This is a genomic window from Fictibacillus macauensis ZFHKF-1 (assembly GCF_000269865.1).
Lineage (GTDB): Bacteria > Bacillota > Bacilli > Bacillales > Fictibacillaceae > Fictibacillus_C > Fictibacillus_C macauensis.
Genome location: NZ_AKKV01000024.1, coordinates 205596 through 226433, shown reverse-complemented (window position 1 = coordinate 226433; position 20838 = coordinate 205596). Strand labels below are relative to the sequence as shown.

At 40.0% G+C, this 20838-nt stretch carries 19 protein-coding genes; 11 read left to right on the top strand and 8 right to left on the bottom strand.

Features of this window, described 5'->3' with window-relative positions:
- Positions 1 to 240: 240 nt before the first annotated feature.
- From A374_RS08545 to A374_RS08535, 3 genes are all read right to left on the bottom strand, one after another.
- Complete coding sequence (locus A374_RS08545; RefSeq protein WP_007201807.1) at positions 241 to 1338, bottom strand: ABC transporter ATP-binding protein; 1098 nt, start codon at positions 1336 to 1338, stop codon at positions 241 to 243.
- Between the two features lie 124 nt (positions 1339 to 1462).
- On the bottom strand, positions 1463 to 2326 hold the full coding sequence (locus tag A374_RS08540) for a PucR family transcriptional regulator (RefSeq protein ID WP_007201806.1): 864 nt from the start codon (positions 2324 to 2326) through the stop codon (positions 1463 to 1465).
- Between the two features lie 48 nt (positions 2327 to 2374).
- Positions 2375 to 3724: a YheC/YheD family endospore coat-associated protein gene (locus A374_RS08535; protein ID WP_007201805.1), complete on the bottom strand. Its 1350-nt coding sequence runs from the start codon at positions 3722 to 3724 to the stop codon at positions 2375 to 2377.
- Positions 3725 to 3819: 95 nt separating this feature from the next.
- Between A374_RS08535 and A374_RS08530 the strand changes: the two genes are divergently transcribed.
- From A374_RS08530 to A374_RS08515, 4 genes are all read left to right on the top strand, one after another.
- Positions 3820 to 4956 carry a DUF445 domain-containing protein gene (locus A374_RS08530; RefSeq protein WP_007201804.1) on the top strand — a complete coding sequence of 379 codons (1137 nt, stop codon included), beginning with the start codon at positions 3820 to 3822 and terminating at the stop codon, positions 4954 to 4956.
- Positions 4957 to 5003: 47 nt separating this feature from the next.
- On the top strand, positions 5004 to 5366 hold the full coding sequence (locus A374_RS08525) for a YlbF/YmcA family competence regulator (protein WP_007201803.1): 363 nt from the start codon (positions 5004 to 5006) through the stop codon (positions 5364 to 5366).
- Positions 5367 to 5523: 157 nt separating this feature from the next.
- On the top strand, positions 5524 to 6372 hold the full coding sequence (locus tag A374_RS08520) for a Cof-type HAD-IIB family hydrolase (protein ID WP_007201802.1): 849 nt from the start codon (positions 5524 to 5526) through the stop codon (positions 6370 to 6372).
- A 184-nt stretch (positions 6373 to 6556) separates the two neighbouring features.
- Positions 6557 to 8041: an aldehyde dehydrogenase family protein gene (locus tag A374_RS08515; protein WP_007201801.1), complete on the top strand. Its 1485-nt coding sequence runs from the start codon at positions 6557 to 6559 to the stop codon at positions 8039 to 8041.
- Positions 8042 to 8095: 54 nt separating this feature from the next.
- Here the strand turns inward: A374_RS08515 and A374_RS20570 are convergent, their stop codons facing one another.
- The 4 genes from A374_RS20570 to A374_RS08500 all read right to left on the bottom strand — a co-directional run bounded on the left by A374_RS20570 (position 8096) and on the right by A374_RS08500 (position 10335).
- Complete coding sequence (locus tag A374_RS20570; protein ID WP_156793177.1) at positions 8096 to 8497, bottom strand: hypothetical protein; 402 nt, start codon at positions 8495 to 8497, stop codon at positions 8096 to 8098.
- Positions 8498 to 8760: 263 nt separating this feature from the next.
- Positions 8761 to 9606 carry an SDR family oxidoreductase gene (locus tag A374_RS08510; protein WP_007201800.1) on the bottom strand — a complete coding sequence of 282 codons (846 nt, stop codon included), beginning with the start codon at positions 9604 to 9606 and terminating at the stop codon, positions 8761 to 8763.
- A 68-nt stretch (positions 9607 to 9674) separates the two neighbouring features.
- Positions 9675 to 10112, bottom strand: a complete 438-nt coding sequence (locus tag A374_RS08505; protein WP_007201799.1) for a GNAT family N-acetyltransferase — start codon at positions 10110 to 10112, stop codon at positions 9675 to 9677.
- Between the two features lie 37 nt (positions 10113 to 10149).
- Positions 10150 to 10335, bottom strand: a complete 186-nt coding sequence (locus tag A374_RS08500) for a YhzD family protein (protein WP_007201798.1) — start codon at positions 10333 to 10335, stop codon at positions 10150 to 10152.
- A gap of 187 nt (positions 10336 to 10522) precedes the next feature.
- Between A374_RS08500 and A374_RS08495 the strand changes: the two genes are divergently transcribed.
- The 7 genes from A374_RS08495 (at position 10523) to A374_RS08465 (ending at position 19750) form a co-directional block, all read left to right on the top strand.
- Entirely contained in the window at positions 10523 to 11746 is a 1224-nt protein-coding gene (locus A374_RS08495) for a metallophosphoesterase family protein (protein WP_007201797.1), read from the top strand.
- Positions 11747 to 11759: 13 nt separating this feature from the next.
- Positions 11760 to 14570, top strand: coding sequence for an ATP-binding protein (locus tag A374_RS08490; RefSeq protein ID WP_007201796.1), 2811 nt, complete (start codon positions 11760 to 11762; stop codon positions 14568 to 14570).
- A gap of 59 nt (positions 14571 to 14629) precedes the next feature.
- Positions 14630 to 15301, top strand: coding sequence for a response regulator transcription factor (locus tag A374_RS08485; protein WP_007201795.1), 672 nt, complete (start codon positions 14630 to 14632; stop codon positions 15299 to 15301).
- Positions 15298 to 16671: a sensor histidine kinase gene (locus tag A374_RS08480; protein ID WP_007201794.1), complete on the top strand. Its 1374-nt coding sequence runs from the start codon at positions 15298 to 15300 to the stop codon at positions 16669 to 16671. Before A374_RS08485 ends, A374_RS08480 begins: the two co-directional genes overlap by 4 nt.
- Positions 16672 to 16681: 10 nt before the next feature.
- Complete coding sequence (gene yhaM / locus A374_RS08475; RefSeq protein ID WP_007201793.1) at positions 16682 to 17641, top strand: 3'-5' exoribonuclease YhaM; 960 nt, start codon at positions 16682 to 16684, stop codon at positions 17639 to 17641.
- 448 nt (positions 17642 to 18089) lie between these two features.
- Entirely contained in the window at positions 18090 to 19412 is a 1323-nt protein-coding gene (locus A374_RS08470; RefSeq protein WP_007201792.1) for an MDR family MFS transporter, read from the top strand.
- Positions 19413 to 19483: 71 nt separating this feature from the next.
- Positions 19484 to 19750, top strand: a complete 267-nt coding sequence (locus A374_RS08465) for a sporulation YhaL family protein (protein ID WP_007201791.1) — start codon at positions 19484 to 19486, stop codon at positions 19748 to 19750.
- A gap of 102 nt (positions 19751 to 19852) precedes the next feature.
- Here the strand turns inward: A374_RS08465 and A374_RS08460 are convergent, their stop codons facing one another.
- Positions 19853 to 20740: a peptidylprolyl isomerase gene (locus A374_RS08460; protein ID WP_007201790.1), complete on the bottom strand. Its 888-nt coding sequence runs from the start codon at positions 20738 to 20740 to the stop codon at positions 19853 to 19855.
- Positions 20741 to 20838 lie beyond the last annotated feature (98 nt).

Sequence of the window (20838 nt, the reverse complement as noted above, 5' to 3'; positions counted from 1 at the left end):
AATCAGTAATTGGAACGATGTCAATGATAAAACATTATTCCCTAAAATAGAAGAAAGTTGACCTTAAATCATGAAAAAAATAAAAAATGTGTGACGAGGCGAAAAGATGAAAAAAAGAGGGATTTCTTGACTTCGAACTAGCTTTTCCACTTTTGCAACCTAAGCAAACCTCTTTTACGACAAAAAAGGATGAAGACAGGTTAAAATGCTGATTACTGTCTTCATCCTTTTGCATGAAAGCTATTGAATGCGAAGTTCAGATTCTCGGTCAAAGAAATGTGCTTTATTCATATCAAAAGCAAGTTCAATGGTTTGTCCATTTTGCACATGTGTTCTGGAATCTACACGAGCGATATAGGTTTGTTGATCAATGGAGGTATGGAGATATGTTTCCGCTCCCATCATTTCTGCCAATTCAATCGTCGTACTTACTTTTGTATTGGCAGAAGACGCTAGAAATAATGGTTCATCGTGAAGATCTTCAGGACGAATGCCAAGAACAACTTCCTTATTAAAATAGCCACGGTCTTGAAGCATTTTCATTTTTCCACCTGGAATGGCGATTCTCACATCACCAATAACGAAAAATCCTTCTTCAATCTTTCCATTTAAAAAGTTCATAGCAGGGCTACCGATAAACCCACCGACAAATATGTTTTGTGGTGCATCGTATACTTCTTTCGGTGTGCCAACTTGTTGGATGTGACCGTCTTTCATAACAACGATACGAGAAGCCATCGTCATGGCCTCGGTTTGGTCATGTGTTACATAGATCGTCGTTGTTTGCAGACGCTGGTGTAACTTCGTAATTTCCGCTCGCATTTGTACACGCAGCTTTGCATCTAAATTTGACAGAGGTTCATCCATTAAAAATACTTTTGCATCACGAACAATGGCTCGTCCTAGTGCGACGCGCTGACGTTGTCCGCCTGATAATGCTTTTGGTTTACGATCCAGATATTGTTCAAGCCCGAGAATACGAGCAGCATCGGTTACACGCTTTTTAATTTCATCTTTTGAAAATTTACGGAGCTTTAAGCCGAACGCCATGTTATCGTATACGTTCATGTGAGGATAAAGCGCATAGTTCTGAAAAACCATGGCAATATCTCTGTCTTTAGGTGCCACGTCATTCACTACAACGCTATCAATCATTAATTTTCCATCAGAAATTTCTTCAAGACCAGCAATCATGCGAAGCGTTGTTGATTTACCACAACCAGATGGTCCAACGAAAACAATAAATTCTTTATCTTGTATATCGAGATCGAAGCCGTGTACGGCTGTTACGTTATTATCATAGCGTTTTACTACTTTTTTTAAAGAAATGCTAGCCATTAAGTATTCCTCCCTGATGTAAATGTCTAGTGTTATTGTATAAAACGTAAAGGATTACGTATAGTGGAATCGCTTACAAAAATAAGGGACAGATTTGTGCAAACTGCACAAATCTGTCCTCGTTTTATCTCATTTGACGTAATAAAGCAAAATAAACAGCAACGGCTTGTTTGAATTGTTTTACATCTAGTCCACTTTTATCGATGAATTTATCTACACGATATTGCAGACTATTGCGATGGATATATAACGTTTTTGCAGCTGCCGATATGTTCCTATTACTTTCTAAGTAAACGTGAATACTATGCATCAGCTCGCGGTCATTGGATAAGTCTTGAGGAATCAACTCTGTAAGAAAAGAGTCGATTACCGGCTCGACCTGTGATAATAGGAGGGCGGGAAGTAAGTCTTCTTGAAAATAAACATTCTGCGCTACTAAGTGAGGACGCGCTTGAAAAAAAAGAGCGCGCTCCTGCTCATAAATCCTTTTACTTGTAGCTAACTCCTGTTGCCATTTTCCGATGAAAAGGTCAAGTTCTACGTAGAAGTCCGCTGTAAGTGTCGTTTTTATTTCCTCATAAGGAACGTCCTGTTCGTACATGCTTTCAATAATAATTCCTTCTGTTGGTGAGAGTAGTAAAATGATGGCCTGTTCTGAAAAGAAGCTGCTGATGGCTTCCATGAGTGCGTGCTGATCTTTAACTGCGCCTTTTAAGAAAAAATAAAGAAAACGATAGGACGGGGGCGTATCAAAAGTTAAAGGTTCTCCACCTAAGAGCTGCTTCCATTGTTGTTGAACTGATGATAACGTTTCATCGCCACATTCTTTAAAAAGCGCTTTCAGTAACGCGTGCTCTTTTTCTGATAACACACTTTTTTTGATCCCAAATCGTTCTTGATTCTCTGTTACAAACCAGTCAAAGTGTTCAGGAGTATCAGATGAGGTTACGAAATGCTGACCGTAATACGCTTGAAGTTGATTCCACATGGCTTCCTCCGTACAAGTGTTTTCTATAGTATACGTGAAGAAACGTCATCATAAAAGATAAGGTGCTTGAAAACGACTTCTGAGTTCTGATTGAGTAGAGGCTAAGTATTGTGCAAATTGTAAAGGGAGGCAACGGGTCGCATATTCTTCTTCTCGAAAAGAAGCGTGTGCAAATAAATGTCTACCAGGCTTAGAATTTGCTTCAATCATCCATACTTTTCCTTGTTGATCCATTCCTAAGTCAAAACCAATTTCGCCTATGATTCCAGAGGTGCAATCATCAAGCGCTTTACTTAACGTGAGCGCGGCTTCCTTTAAGGCAAATAACACAGATTTTGTTCGATAGCTTGAAAATAGCTGATGAATTTTTAGCGCTTTTCCACCGTAGGTTAAATGCGTTGTAATAGCATGGGTGCCAGCGAGCTTTGCACCAATCGCACTAATGATCCATCGACCTTGCCCATCTTTATTTGTATGAACACGAAAATCAAGTGGCCCATTGTCGTGAGAAAGTAATTGAATACCTTGCTGCACAATGAGTGCAGTATTTTGAATTTCAGAAGTAAGCGTCGCTAAGTTATCATACGTATGGAGATGTGTTGTATTGTGAATTTGTCGTCTACAGTGGTACTCTCCATTGCTTTCTTTCGAGATTGAGAGGACACCACGTCCTCGACTGCCAGTTGTCGGCTTAAGAAAGAGGGTACCAAAGCGTGATAACATCTGATCCAGAGTAGACTTATCAGGATTTAAGACGGTATAAGGTAAATAAGGAGCGGCTTGTGCGTGAGATGACAAACATTCATGTACATCCCATTTATTAAAAAAAGAAGGATTGAACATTGGAATATGCCACTGCTGCGTTAATTGTTTCATCATCTGTTGACATTTATCACTTTGCTCAGCACGTCGTGTAGGTACTTGATTGTACAGGACTACAGGGAAAGGAACGCTATAATCTTGCCATTTGTTATTATGATAAAAGTACCCTTTAATTTTTTGGGAAACTTCATCCACCTGTTCAGGCCCGAATAAGAAATAATAGCCGCCAAGAGAGTGGCCTGCTTGTAATAATTTTTTAAAGTGTTCAGATCGTTCTCCAGCAGGACGAACAGCAGAGCGACCCACTCCTGTCGTGTAAATGCCGATTAACGGTCCAAGCTGCAGTGTGGAATCTTTTACGTGAACTGAGATTGTCGTTTCATATGGAATGGCTAGTTTGTGCCATAATGAGCGAGACAGGTGAATTTCATTGTAAGAATGATAGCGAATGGAGCAAGAGACAACGGCTAATCCAAAGGAAACGGAAACCGTTTTTGTCACATCAACAGAAAGCCATTGTGGAATGAAGAGCGTGTGAGATGTAGCATCTGTAACCTTTAAAGGAATAAGCGACATAACTTCCTCCTCTGTTACGTTTGATTAGAAAAGAGTCAATATCGTATACTATGAAAGCAAAGAGAAAAAAGTGCCTAAAAATAGGAGACAAAACAATGAATATGTGGATTGAACTATTATTTTTGGTCGTCGTAGGAGCGGTGATCGGTGGATTAACAAATTTAATTGCGATTCGAATGTTATTTCGGCCTTATAACCCATGGCGCATCGGAAAGTTTCATGTTCCGTTTACGCCGGGCCTGATTCCGAAACGCCGAAACCAAATTGCGGTTCAATTAGGGGAAACAGTAAATAAACACTTAATCACTCCTCAAGGATTGCAAAAGAAGTTAACGGACCCAACATTTGTGAAGGAAATGACGCAGTTTAGTCAGCTAGAAGTTAAGAAGCTACTAGATAGTGAATTGACATTACATCAGTTTTTAGCCAAGCACGCGCAGCTAACGAATGGCTCGGAAACCGTAAGCAATAAGGCACGCGCGTTTTTAACGGAAAAACTGACCGATTATATTCAACGTGTAAAAACGCAAAAAGTAAGCGATGTTTTACCAGATCACGTCCTCCATTCACTTGATGATAAAGTGAAGGAGCTTTCTAGCTATATTTTACATAAAGGCGTTGTTTTTTTACAAAGTGAAGTAGGGAAGCAAACGTTATCTAAAGGAGTAGACGCTTTTCTTGCCGAGCGAGGCATGCTAGTTAATATGCTATCTATGTTTCTTGGAAACACGAGCATTGTAGAGAAGCTGCAACCAGAGTTAATTAAGCTTCTGCAGCAACCACAAACTAAAGAAACGGTCAGCCATTTATTAGTTCAAGAATGGGAAGCAGTAAAATCAGGAAACATGGCTGTCATCGATCATTTAGTGGCAACGGAGAAACTCGTCGTTCTTGCTTCTGAAAAAATAATGGAACAGCTTCCTATTGATGATTTGTTTCATCGTCCGATTCATACGATGCCCTCTCCATATAAAGAGAGAATTGTCGAGAACTATATTCCGCAGTTGGTTCTGCGCTTACTAGGGGTGCTAACTGAACGGTTACCAGAATTATTAGAGAAGCTGCAGCTTGCAAAAATCGTCGAGGAACAAGTAGAAACGTTTTCTTTACAAACATTAGAAGAAATTATTATTTCTGTTGCTAAGAAAGAGTTGAAAATGATTACATGGCTTGGTGCAATTCTTGGAGGAGCAATCGGGTTTTTACAAGCATTCATTGTGCAAGTTCTATAACGTCTGTTATAGTGGTAAAGGATTTTTAAATACAAGGAGGAATTATTATGTCAAATATGTATGATTTAGCATACAGCCTAGAGAAAGGTCTTCGTGAAAGCGAAGAGTTTCTAACGCTAAAAAAATGTTACGATGAAGTAAATGCAAATCCTGAAGCTCAAGCACTATTTGCTTCATTCCGCGACCTTCAACTATCCTTGCAACAAAAGCAAATGACGGGAGAAGAAGTATCTCCTGAAGAGATGGAAAAAGCGCAAAAAATGTTCCAAGATGTACAAGCAAATGCGATCATTAGTAACTTGATGAATACAGAACAACGTATGAGCATGATTATTAATGACATCAACCGTATTATTACGAAACCACTTGAAGAACTTTATGGCCCAATGGTTGAACAAGAGGAAGAATAAGCATTTCTAGAAACCCAAACGCTTGCGGATAGCAGTTACCGCAAACGTTTGGGTTTTTTTATTGCGAAGCGCTACAATCTTAATTTTAAGTTCTAGCTCATTTTCTTAGAGAATACATTTTTGACAGAGAGGTTTTTTACTATGAGGGGGGATTGCCTTGGTTTATCGGATGTTAGTACTCGACATCGATGGTACCCTATTACGCAGTAATTTTCGATTAGATAAGGAAACAAGGGAAGCGATTGATTATGTTAAGAAAAAAGGAGTGTATGTGACGCTCGCAACGGGACGCAATTTCCCGTCAACGAAAAAAGTAGCAAAAGCGTTAAAGCTAGACGGCTATTTAATTAGTCAAAATGGCGGGTATGTTGCCTCCAGTGTCGATCATCCGTTTTTTGAATCTCATTTATCACGCGAAGACACCTATCGAATGGTGAACATATTAGAAAACTACAATTGCCATATTCGTCTCGTCCATGAGCGGTATTCTATCGGTAATCAGGTCCAACAAAAAAATCAGTTAGTAGCCAAAATGACACTTGGTGCCGGCGATCCGCTTTTTTATCCTGTTACGTTTACGGAGAGTTTAAGCAGTCATGTGCTTGAAAAAGAAATTACACCTTCAAAAATTGATGTGCAATTTTTCGATGAAAAGGAAAAGGAATCTGCAGAAAAGCATTTAAAAGCCCATTATGGTGGCTTTGAATTTACCTCTTCAACAAAATGTAACTTTGAAATTAATGCACCGAATGTGACGAAAGCAAATGCGCTTCGAATGCTAGGGTTAAAGTTAGATATAACCCCTGAAGAGATGGTGACAGTTGGAGATTCACATAACGATTTGGAAATGATAGAAATGGCAGGACTTGGGGTAGCGATGGGGAATGCTCCTGAACAAGTAAGATGTGCAGCAAATTGGGTAACGCGAACGAATGATCAATTAGGTGTATCGTATATGATTAAAGAAGTTTTTCGAAAGCAATTGCGCGCGAGTTATTATTTATAAACACTGAGGTAAATAAGAGTAGGACCGATGCGTAAATGTGCGCATCGGTTTATTTTGGTTTATAACAGGGTAAGGTTACAATTAGGTTACAAATTAAGAATTTTGGCAATTTTGAAAGGGTTTTCAAAAATAATGTCGAATAGGTTGTCTGTTAGAGAAATGTATTTTTTTAAGGAGGATTACGATGGAAAAAACTATGAGCCTGAATTTGAAGCCTCGTGTGGCCGAATTCCTAAATGGGACAAAAAAGCTATTTATCAACGGAGAATGGGTAACGGCAAAATCAGGGAAAACGTTTGAAACGCTCAATCCTTCAACAGGAGAAGTGCTTGCAGTTGTAGCTGAAGGTGGCAAGGAAGATATTGATCTTGCAGTGAAAGCGGCTCGTAAAGCCTTTGACTCTGGCTACTGGTCTAAAATGAGCGCAGCAAAGCGCAGTCATTTAATTTACAAGCTTGCCGATCTTATGGAACAGCATAAAGAAGAGCTTGCTCAGCTTGATACATTAGATAACGGAAAACCAATTCGTGAGACGCTTCATGCTGATGTGCCACTTGCTATTGAACATTTCCGTTATTATGCTGGATGGTCTACAAAAATTGTCGGACAAACCATTCCAGTAGCAGGAAGCTTCTTTAACTATACGCGTCATGAACCAGTGGGTGTTGTCGGACAAATTATTCCTTGGAACTTCCCATTATTAATGGCAGCTTGGAAACTTGGGGCAGCCTTAGCAACAGGCTGTACGGTCATCTTAAAGCCTGCGGAACAAACACCGCTATCTGCTTTATACCTCGCACAACTTGCGCATGAAGCAGGTTTCCCAGAAGGCGTACTTAACGTTGTACCGGGTGCAGGTGAAACAGGAGCGGCGCTTGTTGACCATCAAGACGTGAACAAGATTGCCTTTACGGGTTCCACAGAAGTTGGGAAGAGAATTATGCGTACAGCGGCTGATTCATTGAAGCGCGTGACGTTAGAGCTTGGTGGGAAATCACCAAATATTATTCTTCCTGATGCAGATATGACGCGAGCAATTCCTGGGGCACTAAGCGGAATTATGTTTAACCAAGGACAAGTATGCTGTGCGGGTTCCCGTCTATTTATTCAAAAGAAATCGTTTGATAATGTGATGGCTGATATGGTTTCACATGCGAAAAAGATTAAGCAAGGACCAGGATTGGATCCAGAAACAACAATGGGGCCACTTGTTTCGGAAGAACAACATCAACGTGTCATGAGCTACATTTCTAAAGGACAAGAAGAAGGGGCAGAGCTTTTACACGGTGGAAGCCAACCTTTTGAACAAGGGTACTTCGTAGAACCAACGATCTTTGCAGATGTAGATGACAAAATGACCATTGCAAAAGAAGAGATCTTTGGACCAGTTGTAGCGGCTATGCCGTTTGATGATATCGATGAAGTGATTAACCGTGCTAACCAATCTGAATATGGATTGGCAGCAGGACTTTGGACAGAAAACTTAAAGACTGCACATTATGTAGCGGGTCACCTTAAAGCAGGAACAGTATGGGTAAACTGCTATAATGCCTTTGATGCAGCATCACCGTTCGGTGGATATAAACAATCTGGTATGGGTCGCGAAATGGGCTCTTACGCATTGAATAACTACACAGAAGTGAAAAGCGTTTGGGTAAATCTTAAATAATAACAAGAAAGAGGCTGGGTCATAAACAGCCTTCGCACATAAAAAATGGCTTCATCATCCGTTTCGGTGATCAAGCCATTTTTTTATGTCGTTCGTTCGTTTGATTTTAGATTGTCTTGTGTATATAAGCAGCCATTGAATGCACCAAAAATTGGAGTAGAGAGCAAGCTCTTCTGTAAACGCGCGCAGACCAATTCTGTTCGCGCGCAGGAGCCCTTGATTCGAGCGCAGACCAGTTCCGTTCGCGCGCAGAAGCCCCTGATTCGAGCGCAGACCAGGTTCGTTCGCGCGCAGACAAGGTCCGTTCACGCGCAGACCAGGTAAATGGCTTCCGACAACGTAGGTAAGGGATGAAAAATAGAGAAAATGAAGAGCTCCTCTCGTAAATACGCTCAAAAATGAGATGAAATAGCCTAAAAGCTCTTCAATGATGGCGGAAAGAATTAAAGTGCACAAGAGATTCCGAGTCGCGCGCAAGAGCCCACGGTTCGTGCGCAGATCAGATTGGTTTTCACACGAGAGCCCCCGAATGCGCCACAAAAACAGTATTCCGAATTCTTGTCACTGTCTCTGCTTTAGCCAACTATCCAAATGATTGATACTTTTTATAGCGATGAATGGCAGGAAACCCTTGCCATTCGCGTCTTACCTGTTCAGCTTTCATTTCACCATTTCTCCAACTCTATGACAGGGCCTAAAATACTTTGTTCATTAATTGGTTACGTTTCTAAACCGGTAAGTTCGCTACTCCAACCCCAGAGTCGCAGGGCATCATAATCATTGGTTGCTTTTGCAGGGAGCAGTTGCTGTTGTTTTTTATAGAAATATTGGCCGGAGACGTTATGCAGAGAAGGTTCGGTGGCAACATAGAGTGCGGTTTCTGCGCCTTTTTCTGGCGTAAGAAAGAAAGGTTTTAATAAGGCTACAATTCGTTTACCAAATCCTGTATCACGATTTACACCAATTTGTGTAGCAACGGCTCCAGGATGAACACAATTGGCGGTTACTTTTGTGTTGGAAAGTTGTCGGGCAAGCTCTTTTGTAAACAAAATATTGGCTAGCTTCGACTGAGCATATGCTTTTGCTGGATTAAACGATTGTTTAAGAAACAAATCATCAAAGTGAATACGACCGGCTTTATAGGCGCCAGAGGCAACAGTGACGATTCGGCCTTGCTCAGCAGCTTGTAAGGAAGGAAGTAATAAATTAGTAAGTAGAAAATGACCGAGGTGATTGACACCGAGTACGCGTTCAAACCCGTCTTTTGTCTCTTGCCTGCGGATTGTAACAACGCCTGCGTTGTTGAGAAGAATATCAAGCGTGTCGTACTTCTTTAAAAATTCTTGTGCGAAATTTTTGATGCTTGCTATGTCACCGAGATCACACTGCATAAGCTCGATCGCAGTAGAACCGCTTTGTTGTTGTGCTTCTTTACGCGCCTCATTTCCTCGTTCTAAATTGCGACAAAGCATGATAACCTTCGCACCTTCAGCAGCTAATTTAATGGTTGAAGCAAGTCCCATACCTGCATTCGCGCCTGTGATTAGAACCGTTTTTCCATGCATTATATATCCCTCGCTCTCTTCATTTAAAAAAGACCTCAAAAAGAGGTCATTTCGTATACTGTCTTTCGTCATGATAGAAGAACTTTTATGAAGCGCAGACCAGTATCATCATAGTTTATATTTCGATAAAAGCTATGTAGCGCATGTTGTTGTTTGCCAATTTGAAGAACAACTGCTGTACACCCTTGGCCAATGGCCCATTCTTCAGCATATTCAACGAGTGCTTTTCCTATTCCATTGCCTCGATAGTGCTCGCTTACGGTAAGTAAAAGGATTTGAATATAGGTGCCATTTCGCTCGAAAAAGTAATTTTTCATTAAGCCAATCATGCCAATAACCTCATGTGAATGACAGGCAGCAAAGCAAACATAGGCCGGATCTTGAAGAAGATAGGTAAGTCGTTCGCGCATCTCTTCCGAAGTCGTAGGATAGCCGAGATCAGCCATTAAATAGGCGAAAGCTTCACTATCTTCGATGGTTCCTCGTCGAATGGTTACGTCTTCCACTATCATTTCCTCCAATCTCCGTTCTCATGAACCTCATTTAACGATGAAATAATAATAAACTTCCTGCTGGTGAAATCAGGCGATGGGTATGCTCCGAAAATTCTTTCTCAGTGAGGCGCGCTGTACCGAATGCTTTCGCTTCTTGATCGGTAGCTGCTTCAATTGCCTCATCGAGCAATTTTTCCCCATTTTTAGCATAGACGGTTAAAAAGTATTTTTTCATGATGAAAAAGCTCCTTTCTGATACTGTGAAACTATTTCTTTATCATTCGTCATTTTTCCTCTTTTTTTGAGTGAAAATATGTGTATTTTCCCAAAGCAGAGAACATGTTTTCGTATATATGGTAAAATAAAGGACAAAATTAATAGAGAATACTAAATCATAGATTGTAGAAAAAGGACGATGTCACATGAAATTTATTCATTGTGCTGATCTGCATTTAGACAGCCCGTATAAAGGCTTACGCTATTTACCAGAACCAATATTGAAGCGCATTCAAGAGAGCACCTTCGTTTCTTTTCGAAAAATTGTAACGAAAGCCATTGTAGAAAACGTTAACTTTATCATTATAGCTGGAGATTTATTCGATGGGGAGCAGCGCAGTCTTAGAGCACAATCGTTTCTACAAAATGAGTTTCAAAGATTGTATAATCACGAGATTGCGGTATATATTGTGCACGGCAATCATGATCACCTTCAAGGTCGATGGGCTCATCTTCAGTGGCCTCCTAATGTTCATGTGTTTGCCGGAGGGGCTCCGTCCTCTTATGACGTCATAGATTCTAACGGTTTTAAGCTTGCTACCATTCATGGTTTTAGTTATGAACAACGTGTGATTACTGAAAATCGCTTACCTTTATTTCCTAGCAAAGAAGGGGATGATCCTCATATCGGGATTCTGCACGGCAGCGTTGAGGGAGGACGTGAGCATGAAGCTTATGCCCCTTTTGCGATTCAAGATCTATTTCACAAACAGTATGATTATTGGGCACTAGGTCACATCCACAAACGTAGTGTGCTTCATGATTTTCCGCCTGTTGTTTATGCTGGAAATATTCAAGGAAGAAATCCTAAAGAAACAGGTCCAAAAGGATGCGAAATCGTGGAATGGAAGCATGGTAGAATGCAACATACCTTTTATCGCAGCGATGATGTGTGCTGGTTAGAAGAGACGATTACGCTCACAGATTCTTTACAAATGCCTGAATTTATTCAGGTTTGTGAAGAAGTGAAGGAGCGATGTCGAGACCAGGAACGTGCTACCTTTGTTCGTTTTATTCTTAGAGGCTCAACCTCCATATTGGATGAGACTGACTCTTTATTTTTAGAGGAACTGCTTGAGAATTTACAAGAACAAGAACTGGATCGAGAAGCATTCGTATATCCATATGCGATACGAAATGAAACGACCTCACCTTCCTATGAAAAATATTTGCGTGAAGATAGCGGCTTTATTAGTGACTTGCTTAAAAAGGGTGAGGAAATGGAACGAGCTGATTTTCAAGAAGTGATGAAGGAATTGTTTCATCAAAAAAAAGCACGATCCTATTTAACGACCTTCACCGAAGAAGAAGAAAAGCAAACGATTGAAGAAGCGGAGACATTGTTACTTCACTTTTTATTGAAGAAGTAGGGGGGCGCTTTCCTTGTGGATAAAAAAATTGCACATGTACCATTTTGGGAAGTTTCAAAATCAACACATTCAATTTCAGCGTGGACTATTGTTTATTACAGGAGAAAATGAAGCAGGTAAGTCGACTGTCATGCGATTTATCGCGTGTATGCTCTATGGATTTCCTGCGAAACAATCTAGTGAACAACGCTTTGATCCGAAAGATGGCAATGTGATGGGCGGCTCTATGACCATTGAAACAGCAACGCATGGAGAGGTTACCATTGAGCGTATTGATGGCAAGTCAGGCGGTCTGCTTACGCTTACCGGTGCCAATGGAAAAAAGGGTGGTGAACAATGGCTATCGGAAATACTACAACGTGTAGATCGCTCTCTTTATGAAGGTGTATATTCTGTTGATCTTGATGGTTTGCAGAACGTACAGAAGCTAGATAAAGAGCTTCTTGGACGCTATTTACTTGGTGCTGCGATGACGGGAAGCAAGGAGCTTACGTCATTAGAGCTTTCTTTAGAAAAGAAAGCGGCAGCATTATACAAACCTGGCGGAAGAAAACCGCTTATGAATGAATTAATAAGCGAGTTAGACGTGGCGCGAAAAGAGGTAGAACGATGGCAGGAAAAAAACGCGACGTTTCAACCACTTTCAGATGAATTGCATAAGATTGAAGCTGCCATCGCAACATGGGAAGAGGAACAAAAAGCTTTTCAATATGAAGGAAGCGAGCTCCAACGTGCTCAGGCCATTTTACCTTCTTTACGCCAGTGGCAAGAAAATCGCTTACTACTCAAGGGAGAACAGAATGTACCTTTTCCAGAGCATGGATTAGAGGTCTCGGATCGCTTAGCTATACAACTACAAGATTTACAGCAAAGACAAGCGCGCTATACTGTCAAACTTCGCAGTCGATTAGAAGAAAAACAGCAATTAGCAGTGAGGGAAGAGGTTCTATCACACGCGCATGTTATCGAACAATGTTTGCAAAGAAATGCCTATTATGATCAGTTGCAGTCAGAAGAGTGGGCTCTTCGTCAAAAGCTAGAAGAGCAATCAACTTCGTGTAATCAGCTACTAGTAGAACTTGGTGAACCATGGACAGAGAGCGCTGTATTAGCAACGAATCATAGTTTAGCAGCTAAGCATGCGCTCGCCCAGCTACGGAAGCAGGATGAGCAATTAGATCAAAAAAAAGAATGGGTAACACATGAATGGAAACGGGCTCTTCAAGAACTTGAACGTGCTGAAGAACGTGTGAGTATTGAGAAGAAAGAGCTCGCTTCAAAACCAAAAGAACAACCGGTTAACCTTCAGGATCAACAACCTTATCGTAAGTTCGGCTTTATGTTGTTACTGTGTACCTTCGTCTTTTTGCTTTTTTCAATTTGGCGAGAAGATTGGCTATTTGGCGTGCTAAGTGTCATGTTACTTGGCGTGGCTTTAGTAGTGTTAACGAGAAAAGTTGATGGTACAAAAGTGGCCGCACAAGCACGTCAACAAGTGATCGAGCAGCAGGAAAACAGCTTACGCAAGCTAGAGGCGGAAGTACAACGACTTGAAACAAGCTATCAAGCAGCTGCGACTGCGTGTGATACGGTAGAGCTTGAAGGGTATCAAAATAAAGAAGCTCTCAAGCAATGGTGGAGTGACAATGGCTTTGTAGGCAATGTAGATGCCTTATCGATGCGTGGCTATGTAGAACAAGTAGAGCGATTGAAGGAAATGATTTATGAAAAACAACGCTGTCAAAAAAGACAGCAACAGATTGAAGAAGAACGAAAGCAGTTGGATGAAGAAGCGGCTTTGTTAGCAGAAACACTGCAAACGCCTGCCGGGCGATCTTATATTGAGACAGTTACTATGCTTCAATCTCTTCTAGCTACAGAGCGACAAAAAGAAGCAAAGCGAGCAATGATTATGGAAAGTGAGCGAGAGCTTCGTGAAAGTATAAAGGAAGTTGAAGCGGAACAGATGCTTTGTAATCAGAAAATGGAGGATTTATATGACGCTGCCTTCGTAAAAGATGAATCCTCTTTTCGCAAACGTGGCGAGCAAGCAAAACGCCTACAAAAGGCACAAGAGCAACTAGAGAAAGCTGTAGCGTATATTCAGTCATTTGGCTATACAAGCGAGGAACTACTACCACTTGCAGAGCGATTGCTTCATCAAACGTTTAACGTAGATCTCCAACAACAAAAGTGGAAGGAACAAGCGCAAAAGCGTGAAACGGCATATCGCCAGTTGCAAAATAAACGTGCAGAATATCAGCATCAATTGCGTGAACTTCAGGAAGATGGTGGCTATACGAGCTGCTTACAGCGCTTCGAAACGGCGAAAGCTACCTTGCAAAATTACGCAAAGCAGTGGAGTGTGTATAAAGTAGCTAATTGGATGCTACAAACAACGAAAAAGCACTATTATGAAGAAAAATTACCAGCGATCCTGTCCCTTGCTGAGCGCTATTTCATACAGATTACAAAGCAATCCTATTGTAAAATTCACTTAGATGGAGCCCGTCTCGTTCTAGAAGGCGCTGATGGCTTTTGGTATGATCCTTCTGAAGTAAGTCGTGGTACAGCAGAACAACTTTATTTATGTATTCGCCTTGCGCTTGCTCTTCATGAACAAAGTGACGATCTGCCATTAATCATGGATGATGTTACCGTTAACTTCGATGCGGACCGTACAAAAAGTGTGTTAAAGCTGTTAAACATGCTGAGCACTGAACGGCAAATTCTATTTTTCACCTGTCATCGTCACGTTCTTCAACACTTAGCCCAACCGAATACAGTGTCTTTAAAAAAACAAGAAGCTCCTTTTTATAATTAGAGCAAAGTATGGTATAAAAAAGAGAGAGCATCCAACGTTTCACAAGGAGGAAAAAAAGAATGACTTCTTACAACATACATCTCGTAGAAGACGAAGCCGATCTTGCCCAAGTACTAAAAGCCTATATGGAGCAAGAGGGTTGGCACGTTTCGATTTTTAATAACGGTGAGGACGCCGTAAAACATATTCATGAGGCTCCACATTTATGGATTTTAGATATTATGCTACCTGGTATCGACGGTTATGAAGTGTTGCGTAAAATCAAACAAGCTTCAGATACACCTATTATTTTCATTTCGGCACGCGATCAAGATTTAGATCGAATTGTTGGCTTAGAACTTGGTAGTGATGACTATATCGCAAAACCATTCATGCCAAGAGAGCTTGTGATTCGAGCAAAGAAACTATTAAATCGAATCTATGAAAATACAACAAGTATACCGAAGAAAATTGAAATTACCGGCTATGTTATTGATCAAGTCGCGCGTAAGATCTCATTTGAAGAAGAGGCAATTAGCTTAACATCTAAAGAGATGGATGTGCTTCTCTATTTAATAGAAAACCTCGGAACATCAAAATCACGTGAGGAAATACTAACTCACGTTTGGGGAGAAGACTACTTCGGATCTGAACGTGCGGTAGATGATGTGATTCGTCGTGTTCGCAAGAAAATGCCACGTTTGAACTTAGAAACGGTGTATGGCAATGGCTATCGGATTGTTACTTCATGATTCGTTTAAATTTAACGCAACGCATTTGGATGTCGTTTGCGGTGCTCATCTTAATCATTGGTTTTGTACTTGCTATTATTTTCCCTTTATCTATTAAAAAGACGTTAACAGATGAAACGTATAATATTATTGAAGAAGAACAAACGAAGTTAATTGATCCTACTAGCAAAAAAATACCGTCAACTCCACCACAATCAAAGGATTTTATCGACCGTCAGAATGCCGAACGTTCGGTCGGTCATGTTATTTTACAAAAAGATTTTTTGCAGGGAGACTATGTACCTGCTAAAGTACTATCGGAAATGACGAATCATGCGCATAAGCAGCGCGCCCCTCAACACAACTATGAGCTGCAATATAAAGGGCAAACGTTGTTTTATGTTACGCGCATTATTAATGTGAAAGGTTCTGATGCTTATTTTATCTCGTATATGTGGGACACGTATCGAGATCGAATGGTAGATCGCTTGTGGACACGCCTTTTATGGTTATTGTTCTTTACGGGTGTGATCGCTGTTTTACCGGCTCTTTGGATGGCGCGCTACTTACGAGCACCGTTACGGTTGCTCGGTAAGAAGTTTGAACAAATTGCCAAACGAAACTGGAAAGAGCCTTTTAAATGGGAAGGCGATGATGAATTTCAGCGTCTATCCGGTCAATTTGAGTCGATGAGGCGGAATTTAATTCGTTATGATGAAGCCCAAAAAACATTTATACAGCACGCCTCTCATGAGCTTAAGACACCTGTTATGACGATTAAAAGTTATGCGCAATCTGTAAAAGACGGCATTATGCCTAAAAACAATGTGGAAGATATGATGGACGTAATTTTAAAAGAAGCAGATCGCATGGAAAATCGCGTGAAAAATATGTTGTACTACACGAAGCTTGATACGCTTCATCAACAAACATTACAATGGGAATTGCTTTATTTCGGCGTATTGTCCGAAGAAGTAATAAGTCGCTTTCGGTTTCAACGAGATGATGTGGGCTTTGGAATTCATGGTGATGAAGTCCTCTTCTGGGGTGATCGAGAACAAATTTCGATTGCCTTTGAAAATTTAATTCAGAATGCACTGCGCTATGCGAAGTCTCAGATCGTTCTATCCGCACGAGAAGAAGGTAACAACACAATCCTTGGTGTGTGGAACGATGGCGAACAGCTATCAGAAGGTGATCTTGAAAACTTATTTATTCCTTTCCGAAAAGGTAATAAAGGCCAATTCGGACTCGGATTAGCGATCGTCAAACGAATTGCAGAGCTTCATGGCGGCGCACCACGGGTAACAAATACAGAAGATGGTATCTTATTTGAAATCATTCTGCCAAAAGACCAGATGATTTTAGAGAAGAAAACGACAAAAAGGTGAGGTGGAACGATTGAAAAAGGGATTGGCTCATTATAAAGTAGGCGATGTATTTGATGCATATTTAATGGTAAAAGCTTCTTCAAAATCAATGGCTAGTAATGGAAAACCGTTTTTAAATTTAACGTTACAAGATCAAACAGGAGATATTGAAGCAAAGTTATGGGATTGTTCACCTGAAGATGAACAAGTATATACGCCACAAACATTGTTAAAAGTAACGGGAGAAGTGAATAGTTATCGAGGCAAGCTGCAATTAAAAATTAAGCAAATTCGTCCAACATCAGAGCTTGATGGTGTTCGCATTAGTGATTTCATTGAAACAGCACCTCTATCGCAAGAAACGATGGTAGAGGAAATTACAAAATATATTTTTGAAATGCAAAATCCTGCTATTCAACGCTTAACGCGTCATCTCCTTAAAAAGTATCAAGAGCCATTTTTTACGTATCCGGCAGCCGTTAAGAATCATCATGAGTTCGTATCAGGCCTTGCCTATCATGTTGTATCGATGCTTCACTTAGCAAAAAGCATTGCGCGGCTCTATCCAACGCTCAATACAGACTTGTTATACGCAGGCATTATCTTGCATGATCTTGGTAAAGTTATTGAGCTTTCAGGACCAGTAGCGGCTAATTATACACTTGAAGGAAAACTATTAGGTCATATTTCTATTATGGTGAATGAAATTGGGATCGCGGCAAAGGAGTTAGGAATTGAAGGAGAAGAAGTAACCATTCTTTCTCATCTTGTTTTAAGTCACCATAGTAAACCAGAATGGGGAAGCCCTAAAGCACCAATGGTTCGAGAAGCAGAGGTGCTTCATATGATCGATAACTTTGACGCTAAAATTATTATGATGGATCGTGTGTTAAGCAAAACCGAACCTGGTGAATTTACCGAAAAAGTATTCGCTTTAGAAAATCGTAGCTTATACAAGCCATCTTTTGAGAAAGAATGGATAAAAAAGTAATTGAATAAAATGACTAAATAAGGTAAGATATAAAAGATATTAAAAAGTGATGGAGGTTATGACAGATGAAAATCAATGTTCAAGTAAAGGTGCCAGTAATTAAATAAGTATGCTTTTCGCTTCGTACCGCTGAAGTGGACTGCTTCAGTCGGTATTGAAAAGTAGGATTAATTACTCATGATACCTTTCTCTTGAATGATGATTTACTCTGTCATGCTATGGCCTTCTAGTCGTATATAGAAGCCTATAGCTGACGCAAGCGGCGCAGCTATAGGCTTTTTTTGCATTATTTTACTAACGATGACCAACTACTGTCAGTTAGCAAAATGTGCATTCTTCGCTTAAAGCTCGCCAACCCGGTGAGTTTTTTTTAAATTGTAGCTTGCCATGGATGAGGTAGGGCATAGAGAAAGGTAGTGTCGGACTAACTAGAAAAGAGTGTGAGCGTATGAAGTGGAAAGATTGGGATCGAAATCTTAAAGTTCGGTTGTTAGGCGAGTTTATGATTAATTTGTTATTTTGGATGTTTTTCCCGTATATGGCCATTTATTTTGCGGATTCATTAGGGAAAGAACAAGCAGGAATATTGCTCGTGATTTCTCAGCTGGTAGGGGTGCTTACAAACCTTATAGGTGGTTATTGTGCCGATCAATATGGTCGCAAAAAAATGATGTTTATTGCCGCAGCTGGGCAAACAGTGGCATTTGGTGTGTTTGCGCTTGCTAACTCACCGTGGCTCGATTCGCCTGTATTAACCTTTATTGGTTTTACGGCACTAGGCTTGTTTGGCTCTCTTTATTGGCCAGCAAGTCATGCTATGGTCGCCGACGTTGTTAGTGAAAAAAATCGTAATGAAGTTTTTGCTGTTTTTTATACGAGTATTAATATTTCGGTCGTATTTGGACCAGCTCTAGGGAGTATTTTCTTTTTTAACAATCGTTTTGAACTTCTTCTCGCATGTATGATTGTAAGCTTTATACTTACAATTGTCTTAAAGAAATATATTCGGGAAACGGTTCCAAAAAGAGCGCCGGAAGTTGAAAAGAAACAGCTGCAAAAGAAAACATGGCGCACGGTTATTGGTGGACAGTTACAAGATTATCGAGTAATTGCTACAGATCGAAAGTTTTTATTATTTATTTTAGCTGGAATTCTTGTTGCACAAACATTTATGCAGCTTGATTTGTTAATTGCTGTTTATACGACCGAGCAAGTACCAACGCAATCATTATTTTCTTTTGGTAATTGGTCATTAATGCTTAGCGGTAAAGAACTGTTTGGTTATATTGTGTCGGCGAATGGCCTACTTGTTGCTCTTTTAACCGTATTTATGTCGAAATGGATCAATAAGTACAAGGAAGGCAATGTTTTTGTCATTTCGTCCTTATTGTATGGAGTTGGTATTCTTCTTTATGGGAATACAACGCTCATTTGGCTATTGTTTATGGGAATTGTCATATTTACAATTGCTGAATTAATGGTTGTTGGTATTCAAGAAAGCTTTATTTCTCAGCTTGCTCCTGAGCATATGCGCGGTCAATATTTTGCAGCAGCTGGGCTTCGTTTTTCCATTGGGCGAGCCATTGCGCCACTTGCGATTCCATTAACGATATGGATTGGCTATCAATGGACATTTTTCATATTATTCTTGTTAACGATTGTAGCAGCATATTTATATCGCCTGATGTTTAAAATGATGGATCGCTATAAAGGACAACAACAAGGTAGAGAAGTTACTTCTACAATGAAAGAAGAAGTAGTGATGAAGTAATAGTAAAGGTCATAATCGCTCTCTTAACCTCATAAGCTGAATTATAAGCTTGTCTTAGGAGGAATGAAAGAATGAAAGGTTATCTGACGCTTATACTAGGTGTACTCGTTATTTTATTATTTGTTTTAAAAGGGTTTTTCGCACCATTACAAGCTTTTTTTGATATCACACCGTTTTGGGTTTATCTTGTTTTTGCAGGTATTCTTTTTAGTGGTACACGTAGTTATCACTATGGATCAGAGCAAAAGCAGATCAATTTAAAGGTGATTGAGCAAGAAGGGGAAGTATTCATGCAGCGAATTGCAGCGGAGCGGGAACGAAGAAGTAAAGTACAATAAGGAAACAAGGCCTATCCTGTAAGTGAGGATGGGCCTTGTTTTAGGTTACAAAAAAAGAAACTCCAAAGAACACATTCTTCGGAGTTGTGTAAGCTTATACTATTAACCTTGGCCAGGCATAGCTGGTTGTGGTTGTGGTTTAAGCGCATCTTTTAAATCTTTATCGTTAAATTTAACGTTTGCTTTTTTCTCAAGATTTTCAAGAATTTCTGTAATTGGTTTTTGTTTTTGTTGTTTTAAAGCGTCAGTAAGTTCTTTCTTTTTATCTTCTAAAGAAGGTTCTCTTTTATCAAGAACTTGAATGATGTGGTAACCATAATTTGTTTTAATTGGTTTACTGATTTCATTTTTCTTGAGTGAGAATTGAGCTTTATCAAACTCCGGCACCATTTTGCCTTTTGGATTGTAGCCTAAGTCTCCGCCATTATTTTTTGTACCTGTATCCGTCGAATATTTTTTAACGAGTTCGGCGAAGTCTGCTCCTTTATCAAGCTTGGCTTTAATTTCATCAGCAAGCTTCTTCTCTTTAACAAGAATGTGACGAGCTTTTACTTCTTCTTTTCCTTTATATTGCTCATCAAAGGCTTTTTTAATATCAGCATCAGAAACGGTTACACCGTCTTGCGTTGCTTTTTCTTGAAGAAGACCAATTTTGATTTGTTCTTTAAGTTCCTTTTCTGTATTAATGCCAGAACTTTTGATTTTTTCTTTGAATTGAGCTTTCCCACCTGATTTTTGTTCTAGTTCTTCAATTCGCTTATCAATTTCTTTGTCGCTAACTTTGTATTTATCTTCTAACAGCTTGATATCGATCATTTGCTTAATAATTTGTTTACCGGCTTGTTTTTTCATTTCTTTGTAGAAGTCTTCTTTGGTAATGTCCCCAACTTTAGATTCTGCAACCTTATCAGAATCAGAGCCGCTGTTACTGCATGCTCCAAGTGAAGCAACTGTTGCAGCTAGTCCGATTGATAGTAACCACTTTTTCATCATATACACTCCCGTAGTCAGTATTATAGCGCTGTTAATACTATAGCATAAAGGCTCGTACAATTCCTATGCTCCTTGTGAAATTATGAGAAAAAATA

Coding starts and splice junctions, on each gene's coding strand:
- A374_RS08535 (WP_007201805.1), bottom strand. CDS start 3,724: ATGTCGCTTATTCCTTTAAAGGTTACAGATGCTACATCTCACACGCTC.
- A374_RS08470 (WP_007201792.1), top strand. CDS start 18,090: ATGAAGTGGAAAGATTGGGATCGAAATCTTAAAGTTCGGTTGTTAGGC.
- A374_RS08495 (WP_007201797.1), top strand. CDS start 10,523: ATGAAATTTATTCATTGTGCTGATCTGCATTTAGACAGCCCGTATAAA.
- A374_RS08545 (WP_007201807.1), bottom strand. CDS start 1,338: ATGGCTAGCATTTCTTTAAAAAAAGTAGTAAAACGCTATGATAATAAC.
- A374_RS08485 (WP_007201795.1), top strand. CDS start 14,630: ATGACTTCTTACAACATACATCTCGTAGAAGACGAAGCCGATCTTGCC.
- A374_RS08530 (WP_007201804.1), top strand. CDS start 3,820: ATGAATATGTGGATTGAACTATTATTTTTGGTCGTCGTAGGAGCGGTG.
- A374_RS08480 (WP_007201794.1), top strand. CDS start 15,298: ATGATTCGTTTAAATTTAACGCAACGCATTTGGATGTCGTTTGCGGTG.
- A374_RS08510 (WP_007201800.1), bottom strand. CDS start 9,606: ATGCATGGAAAAACGGTTCTAATCACAGGCGCGAATGCAGGTATGGGA.
- A374_RS08525 (WP_007201803.1), top strand. CDS start 5,004: ATGTCAAATATGTATGATTTAGCATACAGCCTAGAGAAAGGTCTTCGT.
- A374_RS08515 (WP_007201801.1), top strand. CDS start 6,557: ATGGAAAAAACTATGAGCCTGAATTTGAAGCCTCGTGTGGCCGAATTC.
- A374_RS08460 (WP_007201790.1), bottom strand. CDS start 20,740: ATGAAAAAGTGGTTACTATCAATCGGACTAGCTGCAACAGTTGCTTCA.
- A374_RS08540 (WP_007201806.1), bottom strand. CDS start 2,326: ATGTGGAATCAACTTCAAGCGTATTACGGTCAGCATTTCGTAACCTCA.
- A374_RS08500 (WP_007201798.1), bottom strand. CDS start 10,335: ATGAAAAAATACTTTTTAACCGTCTATGCTAAAAATGGGGAAAAATTG.
- A374_RS08465 (WP_007201791.1), top strand. CDS start 19,484: ATGAAAGGTTATCTGACGCTTATACTAGGTGTACTCGTTATTTTATTA.